15 protein-coding genes and 1 pseudogene are annotated in these 18,496 nt (G+C 62.9%); 9 read left to right on the top strand and 7 right to left on the bottom strand.

Annotated elements, in window-relative coordinates; all coding sequences use genetic code 11:
• Positions 1-226: 226 nt before the first annotated feature.
• Positions 227-2,731, top strand: a complete 2,505-nt coding sequence (gene gyrB / locus ACEN9G_RS14275) for a DNA topoisomerase (ATP-hydrolyzing) subunit B (protein WP_413338526.1) — start codon at positions 227-229, stop codon at positions 2,729-2,731.
• Positions 2,732-2,945: 214 nt separating this feature from the next.
• On the opposite strand, the pseudogene ACEN9G_RS14270 reads toward gyrB, so the two are convergent.
• Positions 2,946-3,203: pseudogene (locus ACEN9G_RS14270) on the bottom strand (very short patch repair endonuclease); the annotation flags it as partial.
• Positions 3,204-3,505: 302 nt separating this feature from the next.
• Here ACEN9G_RS14270 and ACEN9G_RS14265 point away from each other — a divergent pair.
• Positions 3,506-4,702 carry a DNA cytosine methyltransferase gene (locus ACEN9G_RS14265; RefSeq protein ID WP_413338529.1) on the top strand — a complete coding sequence of 399 codons (1,197 nt, stop codon included), beginning with the start codon at positions 3,506-3,508 and terminating at the stop codon, positions 4,700-4,702.
• Here ACEN9G_RS14265 and ACEN9G_RS14260 read toward each other — a convergent pair.
• Entirely contained in the window at positions 4,699-5,433 is a 735-nt protein-coding gene (locus ACEN9G_RS14260) for an Eco29kI family restriction endonuclease (RefSeq protein WP_413338531.1), read from the bottom strand. The two genes, ACEN9G_RS14265 and ACEN9G_RS14260, sit on opposite strands and share 4 nt — an antisense overlap.
• Positions 5,434-5,512: 79 nt before the next feature.
• On the opposite strand from ACEN9G_RS14260, the gene ACEN9G_RS14255 reads away from it, so the two are divergent.
• Positions 5,513-5,929: a Wadjet anti-phage system protein JetD domain-containing protein gene (locus ACEN9G_RS14255; protein WP_413338533.1), complete on the top strand. Its 417-nt coding sequence runs from the start codon at positions 5,513-5,515 to the stop codon at positions 5,927-5,929.
• A gap of 66 nt (positions 5,930-5,995) precedes the next feature.
• Here ACEN9G_RS14255 and ACEN9G_RS14250 read toward each other — a convergent pair whose 3' ends face one another.
• From ACEN9G_RS14250 to ACEN9G_RS14240, 3 genes are all read right to left on the bottom strand, one after another.
• The gene (locus tag ACEN9G_RS14250; protein ID WP_413338535.1) at positions 5,996-6,562 is read right to left on the bottom strand and encodes an HNH endonuclease; all 567 of its coding nucleotides are present in this window, start codon (positions 6,560-6,562) and stop codon (positions 5,996-5,998) included.
• Positions 6,563-6,638: 76 nt separating this feature from the next.
• Complete coding sequence (locus ACEN9G_RS14245; protein ID WP_483126718.1) at positions 6,639-7,730, bottom strand: acyltransferase family protein; 1,092 nt, start codon at positions 7,728-7,730, stop codon at positions 6,639-6,641.
• A gap of 270 nt (positions 7,731-8,000) precedes the next feature.
• Positions 8,001-9,212: an extracellular catalytic domain type 2 short-chain-length polyhydroxyalkanoate depolymerase gene (locus tag ACEN9G_RS14240; RefSeq protein WP_413338539.1), complete on the bottom strand. Its 1,212-nt coding sequence runs from the start codon at positions 9,210-9,212 to the stop codon at positions 8,001-8,003.
• Positions 9,213-9,362: 150 nt separating this feature from the next.
• Between ACEN9G_RS14240 and ACEN9G_RS14235 the strand changes: the two genes are divergently transcribed.
• The 6 genes from ACEN9G_RS14235 to ACEN9G_RS14210 all read left to right on the top strand — a co-directional run bounded on the left by ACEN9G_RS14235 (position 9,363) and on the right by ACEN9G_RS14210 (position 15,244).
• Positions 9,363-9,995: an HAD hydrolase-like protein gene (locus ACEN9G_RS14235; protein WP_413338541.1), complete on the top strand. Its 633-nt coding sequence runs from the start codon at positions 9,363-9,365 to the stop codon at positions 9,993-9,995.
• Between the two features lie 103 nt (positions 9,996-10,098).
• Positions 10,099-10,551, top strand: coding sequence for a MarR family winged helix-turn-helix transcriptional regulator (locus ACEN9G_RS14230; protein WP_413338542.1), 453 nt, complete (start codon positions 10,099-10,101; stop codon positions 10,549-10,551).
• Positions 10,552-10,553: 2 nt separating this feature from the next.
• Positions 10,554-12,590 (top strand): FUSC family protein, encoded by a 2,037-nt coding sequence (locus tag ACEN9G_RS14225; protein ID WP_483126717.1) that lies wholly within the window; start codon positions 10,554-10,556, stop codon positions 12,588-12,590.
• A gap of 11 nt (positions 12,591-12,601) precedes the next feature.
• On the top strand, positions 12,602-12,808 hold the full coding sequence (locus tag ACEN9G_RS14220; RefSeq protein ID WP_413344898.1) for a DUF1656 domain-containing protein: 207 nt from the start codon (positions 12,602-12,604) through the stop codon (positions 12,806-12,808).
• Between the two features lie 7 nt (positions 12,809-12,815).
• Positions 12,816-13,760 carry an efflux RND transporter periplasmic adaptor subunit gene (locus tag ACEN9G_RS14215; protein WP_413344900.1) on the top strand — a complete coding sequence of 315 codons (945 nt, stop codon included), beginning with the start codon at positions 12,816-12,818 and terminating at the stop codon, positions 13,758-13,760.
• Positions 13,757-15,244 carry a TolC family protein gene (locus ACEN9G_RS14210; protein WP_483126716.1) on the top strand — a complete coding sequence of 496 codons (1,488 nt, stop codon included), beginning with the start codon at positions 13,757-13,759 and terminating at the stop codon, positions 15,242-15,244. Before ACEN9G_RS14215 ends, ACEN9G_RS14210 begins: the two co-directional genes overlap by 4 nt.
• 12 nt (positions 15,245-15,256) lie before the next feature.
• Here the strand turns inward: ACEN9G_RS14210 and ACEN9G_RS14205 are convergent, their stop codons facing one another.
• The gene (locus ACEN9G_RS14205) at positions 15,257-17,476 is read right to left on the bottom strand and encodes a xanthine dehydrogenase family protein molybdopterin-binding subunit (protein WP_413337496.1); all 2,220 of its coding nucleotides are present in this window, start codon (positions 17,474-17,476) and stop codon (positions 15,257-15,259) included.
• On the bottom strand, positions 17,473-18,495 hold the full coding sequence (locus tag ACEN9G_RS14200) for an FAD binding domain-containing protein (RefSeq protein WP_413337497.1): 1,023 nt from the start codon (positions 18,493-18,495) through the stop codon (positions 17,473-17,475). Before ACEN9G_RS14200 ends, ACEN9G_RS14205 begins: the two co-directional genes overlap by 4 nt.
• Position 18,496: the final 1 nt, after the last annotated feature.

The following is an 18,496-nucleotide window of genomic DNA, read 5'->3' as shown; positions in this document are numbered from 1 at the left end:
TATATTCGTCCTGTTGTGCGGGGACTCAAGTGGTGATTGGGCCCCTGCCTGCGCAGGGGCGACGGTTTTAAGGCCGCGTACCTCAAAACCGTCATTCCCGCGAAGGCGGGAATCCAAGCTGAGCTACCGAAGTCGTAGCGCAAGCGTCCCGCCATAATCCGACGACACAAGACAGCCGGGCCCGCGCGCCCGCCGTCTGATTCACACGTTATTTGAGAAAGCAGTCATGTCCGAGAACACTCAAGCAGTTTTGGAATCCTCCCCTGCCAAGGCGGAAGAGTACGGCGCCTCGTCGATCCAGATTCTGGAAGGCCTGGAAGCGGTACGCAAGCGTCCGGGCATGTACATCGGCGACACGTCGGATGGCACCGGCCTGCATCACCTGGTGTTCGAGGTGCTCGATAACTCGATCGACGAGGCCCTGGCCGGCTACTGCTCCGAAATCCACGTCACGATCCATTCCGACAATTCGGTCTCGATCACCGACAACGGCCGCGGCATCCCGACCGGCATCAAGATGGACGACAAGCACGAGCCGAAGCGCTCGGCGACCGAGATCGCCCTGACGGAACTGCACGCCGGCGGCAAATTCAACCAGAACGCCTATAAAGTCTCCGGCGGCCTGCACGGCGTGGGTGTGTCCTGCGTGAACGCACTGTCGAAACTGCTGCGCGTGACCGTGCGCCAGAACGGCAAAGTGCACCAGATGGAATTCGAGCGCGGCGTTCCGCTGAACCGCGAAATCGAAATCCGTGACGGCGTGGAAGTCTCGCCGATCAAGGTTATCGGCGAAACCGACAAGCGCGGCACGGAAGTCCATTTCTGGGCCGACGAGGAAATCTTCTCGCACGTCGAGTTCCATTATGAGATCCTGAGCAAGCGTATCCGCGAACTCTCGTTCCTGAACAACGGCGTCAACATCAAGCTGACCGACCAGCGCACCGGCAAGGAAGAAGTGTTTGCCTTCGAAGGCGGCACCCGCGGCTTCGTCGAGTACATCAACAAGTCCAAGACCGTCCTGCACCCGACCGTGTTCCAGGCGACGGGCGACCGTATGTCGGAAAACGGCACCAATGTCTCGGTCGACGTATCGATGCAGTGGAACGACGCGTACAACGAGCAAGTGCTCTGCTTCACGAACAACATCCCGCAGCGCGACGGCGGCACCCACCTGACGGGCCTGCGCGCGGCGATGACGCGCGTGATCAACAAATACATCGACGAGAACGACTTCGCCAAGAAGGCCAAGGTCGAAATCTCGGGCGACGACATGCGCGAGGGTCTCACCTGCGTGCTGTCGGTGAAAGTGCCTGAGCCGAAGTTCTCGTCGCAAACGAAGGACAAGCTCGTGTCGTCGGAAGTGCGCGGCCCGGTCGAAGAGATCGTGGCGAAGACGCTCACCGACTTCCTGATGGAAAAGCCGAACGACGCCAAGATCATCTGCGGCAAGATCGTGGAAGCGGCACGCGCGCGCGAAGCCGCCCGCAAGGCCCGCGACCTCACCCGCCGCAAGGGTGTGATGGACGGCCTGGGCCTGTCGTCGAAACTGGCCGACTGCCAGGAGCGCGACCCGGCGCTGGCCGAGCTGTACATCGTCGAGGGTGACTCCGCAGGCGGCTCCGCCAAGCAGGGTCGCGACCGTAAGTTCCAGGCCATCCTGCCGCTGCGCGGCAAGGTGCTGAACGTGGAAAAGGCGCGCTTCGAGAAGATGCTGTCGTCGGAACAGATCACGACGCTGATCGCGACGCTCGGCACGTCGATCGGCCCGGACGAGTTCAACGTCGACAAGTTGCGCTACCACCGCATCATCATCATGACCGACGCGGACGTCGACGGTGCCCACATCCGCACCCTGCTGCTGACCTTGTTCTACCGCCAGATGCCGCAGTTGGTCGAGCGCGGCCACATCTACATCGCGCAGCCGCCGCTGTACAAGGTGAAAGCCGGCCGCGACGAGCGCTACCTGAAGGACGACGTCGAGGAAGCCAGCTACATGATGCGCTTCGCCCTGAACGGTGCTGCCCTGATGCCGAAGGAAGGCGCGGAGACGATCACCGACGGCGCGCTGGGCGACCTGGTCGACAAGTACAACAAGGCGAACGCGATCATGATGCGCCTGTCGCGCGTGATCGACCGCGCCGCCCTGTCCGCCATCATGACCGGTGTGAAGCTGGACCTGTCGACCCAGGAAGCGGCCGAGAAATCGGCGCAGGCGCTGGCCGACGCGATCCACGACACGAGCGTGAAGGTGGGCGTGCGTTCGGACGAACTGTCGGACAAGCACAGCCTGCGCATCGAACGCATCCACTACGGCAACGTGCAAGTGACGTCGATCGACGCCGACTTCGTCGCCGGCGCCGACTACAAGACGCTGGAAAACTCGGCCGAGACGTTCCAGGGCCTGATGGGCGAAGGCGCCATCATCCGCCGCGGCGAAGGCGAGAAGATGAAGGAATTCGCCGTGCGCGACTTCCAGCAGGCCATGGAATGGCTGCGCGAGGAAGCGGAGCGTGGCGTGTCCAAGCAGCGTTACAAGGGTCTGGGCGAGATGAATCCCGAGCAGCTGTGGGAGACGACCATGGATCCGACGGTGCGTCGCCTGCTCAAGGTGCAGATCGAGGACGCCATTGCTGCCGATCAGATCTTTACGACGCTGATGGGAGATGACGTGGAGCCGCGGCGGCACTTTATTGAGTCGAATGCGCTGCAGGCGGGGAATATCGACGTTTAAAATTGGGGCGAAGAAAGGCAGCATCATTCGGACATTACGAGTAGCGGCACTTCGTAAGCGTGACGAGAAGGAGGTCCCCTGCCTCCTTCTCTGTTCAATCGGCGCGCTGCTCTAAAAAATCCTTAATCCTGTCGAGTAGTGCAGGATCGCGTAGCTCGCATTCCCAGATTACCAGCACCTTCCAACCCTCATCCATGAGCGTGCGCATGTTACGCTCGTCCCGCTCTTTATTTGACTCGAGCTTGGACCTCCAGAAATCCGCGCGCGATTTGGGAATCCGGGCGTTGTGACACCCATCGTGTGAATGCCAAAAACACCCATGAACGAAAATTACTTTTCTGCGCCCAGGAAATACCAAATCCGGGCGGCCCGGAAGTTTGGATACATGTAATCGGTAACGGAACCCGGCGTTATGGATCAGGCGTCGCACGTACAGTTCCGGGCGAGTATCCTTGTTTCGAACCCGTGACATGATTTCGCTACGCCTGGCGACACTGACGGTGTCAACCATCTTCCCTCCCCAGAGAAGCTCGCTATCATAAAGCGCTTCCGTTAATATTGTTGCAGCTCAACGGACGCTAGTCTTCTAGTTGGGGGAAGACCACGATTTTTAAAGGTCAGTGGGTACTACACGACACCTTCAACTTGGACTGCTGTACACATGTACAGTAAAATGTACCCAACTTACCATCTCCAACGGCACTGATATCTTATATTTGTGTCAATCCCAGAGCCGGTTGCAGCGATTTTTACTTGCGATTTTCACAATAAATTATGACGATTAACTCGATTGAATTATTTGCTGGCGCCGGAGGATTGGCTCTCGGGTTTTCCGGTCACAATGTGATACACGAAGCGGTAGTGGAGTGGAATACGCACGCCTGCAATACAATCCGTTTAAACAAAAAAGAAAATGTTGACCCGGTAGCTCATTGGCCAGACGTAACAGAAGGAGATGTACGGAAATTCGATTATGCGAATTTCAACAATATCGACCTGGTCACTGGTGGGCCGCCTTGCCAGCCATTCTCGCTCGGAGGCAAACATGGCGGGTTTCTGGATGTCCGTGACATGTTTCCCCAAGCGGTCAGGGCCGTACGCGAGACAAATCCACGCGCTTTCGTTTTCGAAAATGTTCAAGGCTTGACTCGAACTGCCTTCAAGGATTATTTCGATTACATTCTTCTGCAATTGGAATTTCCGTCGTTGAGTGCGGACGCCACGGAAGAATGGTTGCTACACCTGGATAGACTCCGTCAGCATAAAGCGTCGGGCGCACCGAGTGAATATCGAGTTAAATGGAAATTGGTGAACGCGGCGAACTATGGTGTTCCACAGAAACGCATGCGCGTGTTTATTGTCGGATTCCGCGCCGACCTCGGGATCGATTTCGAATTTCCAGAAGAAACCCATAGCCAGCATGCGCTGTTGTTAACACAATGGGATTCTGGGGATTACTGGCAACGCCATCAGGTGGCCAAACGCGATCAACCGATGCGACCAGTCGGGATTGAGCGTATTCTCGATGCAATCAAAAAGAGTCAGACCGGAAGTCGGTTTTCGCCATGGTTAACGGTGCGCGATGCGATTTCCGATCTTCCTGACCCGGAAACGAATCCACGAGCATCGCGGGTTCAAGCGCATAAGTTTCAACCCGGCGCACGGATTTACCCCGGCCACACAGGCAGCCCCTTGGACGAACCTGCCAAAGCCCTAAAAGCCGGTGACCACGGTGTGCCCGGTGGAGAGAATATGTTGCGCCGACCAGATGGCACAGTGCGATATTTCACCGTCCGCGAATCCGCGCGCATTCAAACGTTCCCGGACAATTTCATTTTCCAAGGTTCTTGGACTGAAACCATGCGTCAATTAGGTAACGCCGTGCCGGTTCGACTGGCTTCTGTCATGGCCGAACGCGTATGTGACTACTTGAAAGCCGCCGAGCAACAAACGCTTGATCTTGCTGCTTAATCCAATAACGGATCGATTTCGATCCCGTATGGATAACTTTTTCCCGTTTTATAAAGCACCATACCATAGCTGATGACCGCACCCCGCCAGCCATCGCCAAGATGAGTAACAATGGCCTGGAGTAAGTCATGTGCCACGTGATTGACAGATTGCAGGTGAATAGTGCTCTGCTGCACGCTCGTAGGAACATCGTATCGGAAGACATACGGCAATTGGAGCTTCATCCTTGCGAGAAGGCTTCCAAGTTGAATACCACCCTCAAGATCCAAGTCAATCGCAACCGGGTAGTCATCGATAATCGGGTGCTGTTGATCGAATTTTCCGGGCTTGGTCGTGTCTCGCTCTTTCCCGGGATCTTTGGGACCGAATCCCGCACCGTTCCACATGTCTGAATATTGTGCCTTGAATAAGCCAATCAAGATATCCTCATTCGCAGCAGTACTCATACTGTGATCGAGTATCAAGACTTTGTACGCAAGCTTATCGAGATCAATATGACGACGACCGCGTAATTTCGTAAGATGCTGCGCGAGCCGATCTTTGACGTTATTTGCTTTACCAATATAACGAGGCTGACCGTCATAAATCAGCATGTAGACCCCTTGCGCAGAGCGGACCTCTGCCTGGAATTCGTGCAATCGACTGAGCGCGGCATCATCCAACAGCGAGGCCGATAACGTTTCCAGTTTGTTCTTCAACTGCTCGGAGACGGTACGGAGAAAGTCGAACACATATAAATCTTGCACTTGGAACCTTAGTACATTTGGTAAATAGATATATCCTAACCCATCGTTCCGTACTCGACAAACCTTGACTGGATCAGGACTCGCATTCGGGGACCTCCCCGGCACCGTGCTGTTCATGGCGCTGGGTTATGGCGTCGACCTGCTTGCCAGGGTGTCGTGGGTACGTGGCGCGCGCAGCTTTTACTGGGGCGACATCGACACCCACGGCTTTGCCATCCTGAGCTTATTACGCGCACAGCTGCCAGCGGTTCGCTCGCTGTTCATGAACGAATCCACCTTGTTGGCCCACCGCGCATTGTGGGCCAGTGAACCAACCCAGCACGCCGCGCATGAACTGCCGCATCTCGATCCCGTGGAGCAGGCCCTGTACCACGTACTCAAGCAACACGTGCTGGGATCCGCGGTACGGCTGGAGCAGGAACGGATTTCCTGGGACATCGCCTGGCCGGCGCTCAACGATGCGCTGGCAAAAGTGGATTGATCAAGGCGATGAGGTGCGATTCTGCGGCACCTCGAAATTGCATATCAAACAATCAATACAGCACCGTCAATTCAACAACCGGCTGTGCTTGGGCAGTTGCGCCGCCAGATAATCATGCTGATCGGCCAGGATATTCCGGCCGCTCAGCAGGTAATGCTCCGCACGGCATGGCACATACGGCACGTAGATCAGCGGCCGGAATTGCTCCACCAGCAAATTGCCCTTCTCCTGGTTGCAGCGCTTGCAGGCGGTCACGCAATTCATCCACGTGTCCTGGCCGCCGCGCGACCTCGGCAGGATATGGTCGCGCGACAGTTCCTTGTGCGCGAAGCGGTTGCCGCAATAGGCGCAGGTGTAGCGGTCGCGCTTGAACAGTAGATCGTTCTGGTGCGTCAGCGGCAGGCCGGTCCTGAACATGCGCGTCATGATTTCGCTGCCGGCGATGGCAATGATCGGCTTGACCGCGATTTTCGACTGCACGCCCGACTTGGAATAGCCGCCGCGGAAAACGAATTCGCGGCCGCCCAGTTCCCAGGCCACTTTGCCGAGTGCGTAGTACAGGATGGCGTCCTCGGGCGCAATCCAGTCGAACGGGTTACCTGCAATATCGAGTGCCAGGATTTGCGTGTTCATCATGTCACCTTCATTCCGTAGTGACAGCGTAGCTTGAACACAAATAAAAGTCAGCAATCGTGCGCTGACTTCGGCGTCATCCCCGCAATCTCGCGGGCTTGGTGCCGAACGTCGGCACCGTCACCGGCTTCGCCAGCCCGGCCAGGAAGCGGCCCAGCGGCGCTTCGACCCAATGATAAAACACCGCCCCGGACGCCACGCTGGCCGCCCACGCCCACACGACGCCTGCGCCTTGCAGATAAGCATCATCTGGAACGAAGCGCGTGAACGCCGCATTCACGACCAGGCAAACCGGAAAGTGGACGAGAAAAATCGAATATGAGATCTTGCCCAGGTAATTGATGAGCGACCATCCCGAGCTCGCATACGTGCCCAGCCGCGTGCGGCCGTACAGGCACAGGAAGGAGGCCACGACGGACGCCACCGCGATGCGGATCCGGAAATCCAGTTCCAGCGCCAGCACGGCCGGCACGACCATCATCAACAGCAGGGAGAACGTCGCCATGAACGGCCGGCGCGGATCGCTCGCCCACCACGCGAGGATGCCCAGGCCGTAGCTGCCGAAAAAGTAAGGCGCCCACACGTCGAAATCGGCGTCGCGGTTAAAGTACAGCAGCGAGATGCTCACGCCCAGCGTGACCAGCAGGGGCATCAGCCAGGGCATGGAGCGGTTGCCGGCGATGCGTCCGCCCAACCACAGCAGGCAAGTGATCAGCGCATACAGCTGGAAATCGATGGCGACATACCAGGCGCCGGCGGACAGCGATTCATAGCCCAGCACGCTGTGCAGCAACAGGACGTGCGCGGCCAGCTGGGACATGTTCGGCGGGGCCGAGATCGAATCGTGGACCATCCACGTGCGCGCGAGCGCGGACGCGCCGATCGCCAGGAACATGGCCACGATGAACGGCGGCGCCAGCTTGATGTAGCGGCGCCAGATCGTGCCCAGCGGATTGCCGATGCCCGGCATGCCGGACGGCGACAGCGATTTCGCGACGAGGAAACCGCTGATGACGAGGAAGGCCTGGACGGCGATGCGGCCGTACTGGTCGAGCCAGTCGATAATCGGCGGCATCAGCGGCCGCGCGGCGTCGGCCATCGGGCCGTAGAACGCCAGGTGGTGCAGGACGATCAGTTGCGCCGCACCGGCTTTCAAAAGGTTGATCAAACCAAACTGTTTTTGGACCGTCGCGTTCGGTCCAGACACTCCCGGATCTTTCATGTGCAAGCCCAGCCATTCAATGTTGCTCAGTGTCAATCAAGCAACAAAGTTGTCGATATGGCTGAGCGGGCCGCCATCATAGCCGAGCTGAATTGTGCGGGACCACGCTTTACACCTCGTAAAGCCTGTTACATTAAGATGCAAATTAATCGTAAAAATAACGGCTTAAATAACGTTTTGCGCGCGATTTCAGCCATTCATGGTAACTAAACTGTTTCAAGAACAACTTCCATACGCGTAATACCCCGCCGACGTCTGCCTCACATCCGTATAAGCGGCGACCATGTAATACCCCAGATACTGGTTCGAATTCTTCGCATACACCTGCCCATCCGCCCCGATGTACGCCCGGCCGGCCGACACGTGCGACACATTGCTGGCATACCAGTGACTGCACGTGAACGGCGCCGCCGCGTTGCCGCTGACGATCTTGTCGATCATGGTCTTGATGGCGACCATTTGCCCGCCGCTCTTGGCCGGGAAATTCACGTCCTCGTAGCCCCACCAGTCCCAGCATCCGCCGGGATTGTTCGCGGTAACGATCGTTTGCGGATACAGTACGATCATGTTGTTCGTATCGGCCCAGCGGTTATAGCCGGCATTCTGGTAAAACGCCGTGCCGACGACGGACGCGCTTTGCAGGCAGCCGTGGAATGCCACGTGCAGCCGGCAGGATTGACCCGCGGCACAGCTGGCCGGCACGTAGGCGTAGCCGCTGTTGGCCATGCTATAAAAATTCGGATTGAAATTGCCCCAGAAAACGGACTGGTCGAAGTTGATGAAGCTGCCGGACAGCACACCCGTGTTCTTCGGATTCAGTGGACCATAGATCCATTTCAGGATCTCGCCCGCGGTATCGAAGTTGCAGTTGTCGACGTACGGGCTGCCGTTGATGGCGCAGCCGTTGCCGAAGAAATCCGTCGGGATCGAATGCTCGGCCGCGAGATTGTTCTTGTAATAGATATTGGCGGCCGGGAGATACGAACCGTACATCGTCCTGAGGTCGTCCATCACGGGTTGGCGGACCGTGGAATCGATCGTTCCCGACAGCAGATAGACCTTCGATGCGGCCATATTGCTGGTCGGGTCGATATAGCCATTGCCCGACCACGTATTCACCACCGAAATCAAATACGGCAGATTGCGCGAGCCGGTATTCGCCATGCACGGACCGACCGAGATTGCGACGTTCCCCTGCGAGCAGTAGACGGGCCCGCCGGCGATGATGCCTGCGCCCTTTTTCACCGTTTTCGAATACGCGAAATGCATCTGCGCCGCCATGTGGGCGCCGGACGAAAAACCGGAGACCGACACGTCGTTCACGCTGACGTTGTACTTCGGTAAAGCGACGACCGCCGCGAAGGCGCTCGTGCCGAGAAAACCAATGAGGATGCCGGCAAGCTGCCTTGCCCTGATCAGGATGGTCATGCTGTCTCCGATTGTTTTATAGGTTTGACCCGGATCAGCTTAGATGAGGCAGACCGATGTGCAAGCGCAAAGCGATGTGCGCTTGCGATCAGGCGGCTGTGCAAAAACGATGCATCCGGAGCGGAAGCACGCGGCGTGTACCATGTGCGCATGACCTATCGCCTCGCCATGTTCGATTTCGACGGCACGCTCGCCGACTCGTTTCCCTTCGTCCTCACCGTCTTCAACACGATCGCCGACCAGCACGGCTTTCGCCGTATCGACGTCGCGCGCGCGGACGAACTGCGCCACCTCCACGTGCGCCAGATGATGGACCACGTCGGCATGCCGGCCTGGAAGCTGCCGCTCGCGTCGAAGACCTTCGTCACGATGATGCGCGCCAGCGCCCACGCGATTCCTTTGTTCGACGGCATCGCGGACGCGCTGCGCCACCTGCACGACCGGGGCGTGGTGCTCACCGTCGTCTCGTCGAATGCCGAGCACAACGTGCGCGCGGTGCTGGGACCCGAGCTGGCGGCGCTGATCCGGCGCTTCGAATGCGGCATGTCCGTATTCGGCAAGGCGAGCCGCATCCGGGCCGTGCTCAAGGCCTGCGGCGTGGCGCCGGCGGATGCCATCTACATCGGCGACCAGGCGACGGATGCGGAGGCGGCGCAAAAAGCCGGCGTGGCGTTCGGCGCCGTCCACTGGGGCATTGCCACGATCGAAGCGCTGCGCGCGCAGGCATGCGCCACCGAGTTCGTCACGCCGGCCGACCTGCGCCGCATCGCCCCCGCATCCTGACCTGTCCCGCGCGCACATCGGCAGCTGGCTTGAAGGAAAATACTTCGCATGCTAAACTTTCGCATATCAACAGTGAACAAGAAAAGTATTTACGAGGATCAACATGCGACTCACCGACCAGACCCTGAGCAGTCTCACCGCCGCGCTGACCCACGCGTCGCGCGCCTACCGTGCCGCTGCCGACAAGGTCGCATCCGACTTCGGCCTGTCCCAGGCGACCGGGCTGCCGGTGCTGGTCATCCACCGCTTCGGCGAGAACGGCGTGCGGCCGGGCATCCTGGCCGAGACGCTGAGCCTGGAAGCGTCGTCGCTCGTGCGCGTCGTCGACCACCTGATCGGATCGGGCCTCGTCGAGCGCCATGAAGATCCGCAGGACCGCCGCGCCAAGATCCTGCGCCTGACCGACGAGGGCCTCAAGGCCGCCCGCCAGATGGACCAGGCGCTGACGCCCTTCCGCCGCAAGCTGTTCGGGCAGTTCGATGCGGCTGATGTCGAGGCCACGCTGCGCGTCCTGTCCGGCCTGCCGACGGCCATCGCCACCATCCAGGGTGCGTGAACATGCCAACCCGGTCGGAGATCCTGTTCTCCGTCAAGTCATTCGCGGCAGCGATGCTCTCGGTCTATGTATCGATGCGCATCGGACTGCCGCGACCGTTTTGGGCCATGATGACGGCCTATATCTGCGCCGCGCCGTTCGCCGGCCCCGTCCGCTCCAAGGGGCTGTATCGCGCGGGCGGCACGGTGCTGGGCGCCATCGCCGTCACGTTCCTCGTGCCGCGGCTGATCAACTCGCCCGAACTGCTGTCGCTGGCGCTGGCCCTGTGGATCGCCGGGTGCCTGTATGTGTCGCTGCTCGACCGCACGCCGCGCTCGTACATGCTGATGCTGGGCGGCTATACGGCCGGCCTCATCGCCTTCCCCGCCGTCAATGAGCCGGCCGCCATCTTCGACATCGCCCTCGCGCGCGTGGAGGAGATCCTGCTCGGCATCACGTGCGCCACCGTCGTGCACAGCCTCGTGCTGCCGCAGCCGTTCGGTCCGATGCTGGTGGCGCGCCTGGACAATGCCGTGCGCGACGCCCAGCACTGGATCCGCGACGCACTGAATCCGGCCGGCGACGCGCGCTCCGCCTCCGACCGGCGCAAGCTCGCGGGCGACATCACGGAAATGCGCCTGATGACCACGCACCTGCCGTTCGACACATCGCACCTGCGCTGGACGGAGAAGGCGGTCAATGCGCTGCAGGAACGCCTGGCCGCGTTCGTGCCGATCGTCTCCGGCGTCGAAGACCGCCTGACGGCGTTGCGCGACCTGGGCGCCACCGAGGTATCGGAACGGTGGCACGCGCTGCTGCGCGACGTCGTCGCCCTCACCGAGAGCCCGAAGGACGTGGCCATCGATGCGCAGGGCGCCGCGCTGCGCCAGCGCATCGACGCCCTTGAACCGAAGGTCGACGAGACGCTGGGCTGGACCGGCATGATCGAAGTGAACCTGGCCGCGCGGCTGCGGCGCCTGATCGAGATCTGCGTCGAGACGCGCGCGCTGCGCCAGCACATCGACGCGGGCGTGCACGGGCGCCTGCCCGAGGCCGTACGCCACCTGCCGGGCGTGCCGGTGAGCGCGCTGCACCTGGACCGCGGCATGGCCGCGCTGTCCGCCTTCGCCGCCGCGGTCGCCGTGCTGGCCTGCTGCGCGTTCTGGATCCTGACCGGCTGGCCGGCCGGTCCCGCCGCCCCGATGATGACGGCCGTGCTGTGCTGTTTCTTCTCCACGCAGGACGACCCCGTCCCGTTCATCAAGACCTTCATGTGGTACTCGATCTACGCGATCCCACTGTCGGCCCTGTACCTGCTGGGCATCCTGCCGGCCGTGCACAACTTCGAGTCGCTCGTGCTCGCGTGCGCCCCGACCTTCCTCGCGCTGGGCGTCTTCCTCGCGCGTCCCTCGACGTTCGGGCGCGCGATGCCCTTCCTGTTCGCGATCTGTGGCACGCTGGCCATGGTCGACACGCACAACGCCGACATGGTGTCCTTCGTGAACAGCACGCTGGCGCAGGTGGTCGGCTACATCGCGGCCGCCGTCACGACGAGCGTGTTCCGCCGCGTGGGCGCCGGCTGGACGGCACGCCGCCTGCTCAAGGCCGGTTGGAGCGAGCTGTCGCGCATGGGCCAAGGCGAGCGCGTGCCGTCGCTGCCGGAATTCTCGGCCAGGATGGTTGACCGCGTGGGCCAGCTGACCCCGCGCCTGGCATTGGCCGGCAAGGACCAGGACCTGCAGGCCGTCGACGCCCTGCGCGACCTGCGCATCGGCCTGAACATGACCCTGTTGCAAAGCGTGCGCGCCCGGCTGGGCCGCGGCGAAGCGGCCGTCGGCCCGCTGATGAAGCAGCTGTCGCGCCATTTCGCGCTGCGCCCCAGGGTCGACGCCGGCTGCGAACGCAGCCTGCTGGACACGCTCGACAACGCCCTGCGCGCCATCTGCGCCGGCGAACGCGACGCGGCCCAGCGCGAGGCGCTCGCTGCCCTCACCGGCATGCGGCGCGACCTGTTTCCCAAGGCGGCGGCATATCAGCCGTCGCTTGCAACTGCAATCTGAAAGGAGATCCGATGATCGGCGAAGTCAGCATCTACGGCCTCTACGTTCCTCCGCTCCTGCTGCTCACGCTGGCGGCGCTGGTGGTCTCGCGGCTCATCAACCTGGTCCTGGCGAAGACGGGCTGTTATCGCGTCGTCTGGCACCCGGCCCTGTTCGATTTTTCCCTGTTCGTCATCGTGCTCGGCGCACTGACGTATTACACACGCAACTGGTCCTGAGATGGCTATGAAAACTATTTTGTCGACAATTGGCCGGGTAAGTATCACGGCGGCGGTGACTGCGGGCGCGGTCTACGCGGGCTGGCAGCTGTGGCGCCATTACGAGGTCGAGCCCTGGACCCGGGACGGCCGCGTGAAAGCCTATGTCGTGCAGGTCGCGCCCGACGTGACGGGCCAGGTGACCAAGGTCTACGTGCACGACAACCAGCAGGTGAAGGCCGGCGAGGCACTGTTCGACATCGACCGCGCCCGTTTCGAACTCGCCTTGCGCCAGAGCGAAGCCCAGGTGACGGCAGCCCAGGCCGCGCTGGCCCAGGCGCTGCGCGAGAACCAGCGTAACACCCAGCTCGACGACCTCGTGTCGCAGGAAACCCGGGAACAAGGGCAGACCCGCACCGACCAGGCCCGCGCCACGCTGGCCCAAGCCATCGTCAACCGCGACACCGCCAAGCTGAACCTCGAACGCACGCGCGTCGTCTCCAGCGTGAACGGCATCGTGACGAACCTCGACCTGCGCGAAGGCGCGTACGCCACCTCGGGGCATCCGGTGATGGCCGTCGTCGACAGCGGCTCGTTCTACGTCGAAGGCTATTTCGAAGAGACCAAGCTGCCCGGCATCCAGCTCGGCGACCAGGTCGACGTGACGGTGATGGGCACGCGCCAGCCGATCCGCGGCCACGTGGAGAGCTTCGCCGAAGGCATCACGGACCGCGACCGCAGCACCGGCGCCAACATGCTGCCGAACGTGAACCCGACCTTCAACTGGGTCCGCCTCGCGCAACGCGTGCCGGTGCGGATCGCCATCGACCAGGTGCCGGCCACCGTGCGCCTCGTCGCCGGGCAGACGGCGACGGTGAAGGTGTTGCCGGCTTTGGCTAAACCTTTGGCCAAGCCTGCGGCCAAGGCAATGGCTGCCGTTCCCGCCGCGACTACCACGCATAAATCGTCATGAACCGCTACCGATCCTCCGTCAAGAAAGTCTTCACGCTGTCGCTGCTGGCGGCCGCGCTCGCCGCCTGCACGACGGTGGGCCCCGACTACCACGTGCCGAAAGAGGCCGTGATCAAGCGCGACGCGGCCAACGCCCCGTTCATGGGCGCGGCCGAGCAGTCCTTCAAATCCGAGCCGCTCCCGGCCGACTGGTGGCGCCTGTACCAGGACCCGCTGCTCGACAAGCTGGTCGCCAGGGCCTTCGCCAACAATGCCGACCTGCGCGTGGCCGCCGCCAACCTGCAGCGCGCGCATGGCGTGCTGGAAGAGGTCGAGGAAAAGAAGCGCCCTGAAGTCGAGATGGGCGCCGCCCCGCAATACGGCCGGATCGCCGGTGCCCAGCTGGGCATCCCGGAACAACTGCCTACCGACGGCCTGTACGACGCCGACGTCAAGATCGGCTACACGCTCGACCTGTGGGGCCGCATCCGCCGCGCCGTCGAAGCGTCGGAAGCGGACGTCGAAGCCGCGCAGGCGGCCAGCGACCTCACGCACGTGATCGTCGCGGCCGACACGACCCGCGCCTATGCGGAAGCGTGTTCGGCCGGCTACCAGCTGAAAGTGGCGCAGGATTCCGTCGATCTGCAGCGGAAGTTCGTGAATCTCACGGCCGAACGCGTCAAGCGCGGCCGCGGCATCGCCATCGACACCACCCGTGCACAAGCCCAGCTCGACCAGTTGCGCGCCAACCTGCCGCCGCTGGAAGCGCGCCGCCGCACGGCGCTGTACCGTCTGGCTGTTTTGACAGGTGAAGTGCCGAGCCAGTTCCCGGCCGAGGTCGCTCAATGTTCGACGCCGCCGCGCGTGGCCGCGACGATCCCCGTCGGCGACGGTGCCGCCCTGCTGCGCCGCCGCCCCGACGTGCGCCAGGCCGAGCGCCAGCTGGCCGGCGCCACCGCGCGCATCGGCGTCGCGACGGCCGAGCTGTACCCGAACATCAACCTGGGCGCGTCGGTCGGCATGATCGGCATGATGAACCAGTTCAACGATGCGAACACGTGGAAGTTCAGCCTCGGCCCGCTGATCTCGTGGAGCCTGCCGGCGACCAGCTCCGCCCGCTCGCACATCGCGCAGGCCAAGGCCAGCACGGCCGGTGCGCTGGCCCGTTTCGACTCGGTCGTGCTGAACGCACTGCGCGAGACGGAAAGCGCGCTGACCGTCTACGCCCGCGAACTCGACCGCAACGCCGCGCTGCGCGCCGCACGCGACCAGAGCGCGCTGGCGTCGCGCCAGTCGGCCAGGCTGTACCAGTTCGGCCGCACGGATTTCCTGTCCCAGCTCGACGCGGACCGCACGCTGGCCAGCGCCGAGAGCATCCTCGCGGCATCCGACGCGCAGCTGGCGGCGGATCAGGTGCAGCTGTTCCTGGCGCTGGGTGGCGGATGGGAAAACACGCACGCGCAGCATGGCGGCGAGCATGTCGCGCAGGCGCATCACAAGGAGTGACGCGCCTGGCGTTCACAACAATTTATCGAGCGTGATCGGCAGATCCCGTACCCGCTTGCCCGTCGCGTGGAACACGGCATTCGCGATGGCGGCGCCCACGCCCGTGATGCCGATCTCGCCGATGCCCTTGGCGCCCAGCGGGTTCACGTGCGGGTCGTCCTCGTCGACGATCTGCACGTCGATCGCCTGGATGTCGGCATTCGTCGGGAGGTGGTACTCGGCCAGGTTGCCGTTCACCGCGCGGCCTTCGCGCTTGTCGATCAGCGTCTCTTCGAACAGCGCCAGGCCGATCCCCCAGACGATGCCGCCCATCAGCTGGCTGTAGCCCGTCTTTTCGTTCATCAGCTTGCCGACGCCGTAGACGCCCACGACGCGCGGCACGCGGATCTCGCCCAGGTCCTCGTCCACCGTCACCTCGACGAACACGGCGCCGAACGCGTGCATTGAATACTTTTGCTTCTCGTCGCCGGGCTCGGCCTTCGCCGTCACCTCCACGGGACCGCCGTGGCGTGCGGCGATGGCCTGCATCGCTACACGCCGCGCCGGATCGGCCAGCAGATAGAGCTCGCCACCATCCGACGTCGAATCCACGCCCACCTGGTCGGCCGTCGCGCCGAACAACGGCGAGCGCTCATCGGCCGCAGCAATGCCGAGCAGCTTCAGGCGCAACGCCTTCCCCGCCGCCTGCACGGCCGGCGCCACGCTGGCGACCGTCGTCGATCCGCCCGAGACGGGCGCTTCGGGCATCTGCGAATTGCCCAGCTCGAAACGCACGCGGTCGACGGGCACGCCGAGCGCATCCGCCGCCACCTGCGTCATCACGGTGTAGGTGCCGGTGCCGAGGTCCTGCGTACCGGAGCGGAACAGCGCGGTGCCGTCCGGCGTCAAGGTCGCGGAGCATTCCGCCGCCGAACGGTTCGTCGGATAACTCGCCGTCGCCATGCCCCATCCGACGAGCTTGCTCCCCTGCCGCATCGAGCGCGGCCGCGGGTTGCGGTCGCGCCAGCCGAAGCGCTCCGCGCCGATCTCGTAGCACTGGCGCAGCGATTTACTGGAAAACGGCAAGTCCTTGCCGGGATCGCGCTCCGTGTAGTTTTTCAGGCGCAGGTCGAGCGGATCCATGTGCAGCTCGTAAGCCAGCTCGTCGATCGCGCAATCCAGGGCGTACGAGCCCGTCGCCTCTCCGGGCGCGCGCATGAACGTGGGCGTGCCGAGATTCATCCGTGCCAGCCGGTGCGACGTTTCCTGGTTCGGACTTTCGTACATCATGCGCGTGACGAGGCCGCACGGCTCGATCCAGTCCTCGATCATCGACGTGTAGGCGATCGTATCGTGGCTGGATGCCGTCATGCGGCCGTCCGACAGCGCCGCCATGCGCATGCGCTGCTCGGTGTTCGGGCGGGTGCCGACCGGGCCGAACATCTGGTTGCGGTCCAGCGACAGTTTCACGGGACGCCCCAACTGCTTCGCGGCCATCGCGGCGAGCACCACGTGCGACCACACCGAACCCTTAGCCCCGAAGCCGCCGCCCACGTACGGACAGAGCGCCGTGACATTCTCCGGCGGGATGTCGAAGATGCTGGCGACGATGCGCTGCACGCCCTTCATGTATTGCGTCGAGTCGTACAAGGTGAGGCGGTCGCCGTCCCACTGCGCGATCGTCGCATGCGTTTCGAGCGGATTGTGGTTTTCGATGGGCGTCGTGTAGGTGACGGCTATCCGCGCGCTACCGGCCAGCAGCCCCGCCTGCAAATCTCCCCGCTTCGTGTCGGTTTCTTCCGTCAACACTTTTTCCGGCGGATGCACGGACGCCTTGGCCTGCTCGAAGTCGAGCACGGCCGGCTTGCGTTCGTACTCGATGCGCAGCCGGGCGCCCGCCTCGCGCGCGCGCTCGAACGTGTCGGCCACGACGACGGCGATCGGCTGGTTGTTGTAGTAGACGTCGTCTTCCTGCAGCAAGGTCAGCCTGCGCCCGATCGGCGGCTGGAGCTTGCCGTCCTTCATGTTGGGAGGAAGCCGCATGGCGTTCGCCGGGGTCATCACGAGCAGCACGCCCGGCACCTCGCGGGCCGCTCTGTCGTCGATCGAGAGCACGCGTCCGCTGGGGATCGTGCTCGTGACGAGGACCGCATGGGCCACGTTGTCGACCGGATGCTCGGCCGAGTAGCGCGCCGCGCCGCTGACTTTGGCCCAGGCGTCGACGCGATTGATGGGTGCGCCCATGATCGTCATGCCATGCCTCCCATCTCGCCCGTGGCCTGACTGCCCGTCACGATCCGCAGCGCCCGCGCGACCGCGCGCTGCGCCAGTTCGACCTTGAACGCGTTATGCGCATGCGGTTGCGCGCCGGCGACCGCATCCGCCCCGACCTTGCCCAGCACGTCGTCCGTGAGCGCGCCCAGCGACTGGCCGCGCAATCTCTGTTCCGCACCCAGCGCCCGCCAGGGTTTATGGGCCACGCCGCCCAGCACGATGCGCAGGTCGCGGATGGTGTCGCCGTCCATGTCGACGGCGGCCGCGACCGACACGAGCGCGAACGCATAGCTGGCGCGGTCGCGTACCTTCAGGTAGTGCGCATGCCGGGAAAACGGCGTCGGCGGCAATTCCACCGCCGTGATCAGTTCGCCGGGGCGGATCACCGTGTCGTCCTGCGGGCTGTCTTCCGGCAGCCGGTGGAACTCGGCGACGGGCACCTGCCGCGCGCCGTCCGGCCCCTGCAGGTGGATGACCGCGTCGAGTGCGACAAGGGCAACGCTCATGTCGGACGGATTGGTCGCGATGCAGTGCGGGCTCGCGCCCAGGATCGCGTGGATGCGGTTGTGGCCGTCGATGGCGTCGCAGCCCGAGCCGGGATCGCGCTTGTTACAGTGCGGGAAAGCGGGATCGGTAAAGTAATGGCAGCGCGTGCGCTGCAGCAGGTTGCCGCCCACGGTCGCCATGTTGCGCAGCTGGGTCGACGCGCCGTTCAGCAGCGCCTCCGACAGCAGGCGGTAGCGCTGGCGCACGAGCGGATGATTCGCGGCCGCCGTGTTGCTGGCCATGGCACCGATGCGCAGGCCGCCGCCCGGCAGCTCGTCGATGCCGGCCAGCGCCAGCCGGCTCACGTCGATCAGGCGGACGGGTTTCTCGATGCCGCTCTTGTACAGGTCGAGCAGGTTGGTGCCGCCGCCGATGTATTTCGCACCCGGCTGGCGCGCGAGCTCGAGCGCGTGATTCACATCCCTGGCACGGTCGTAGAAGATCGATTGCATG

Source organism: Massilia sp. Masssp94, from assembly GCF_059491305.1.
The sequence above is the reverse complement of the archived record's forward strand: the minus strand, read 5'-3'. Positions and strand labels throughout refer to the sequence as shown.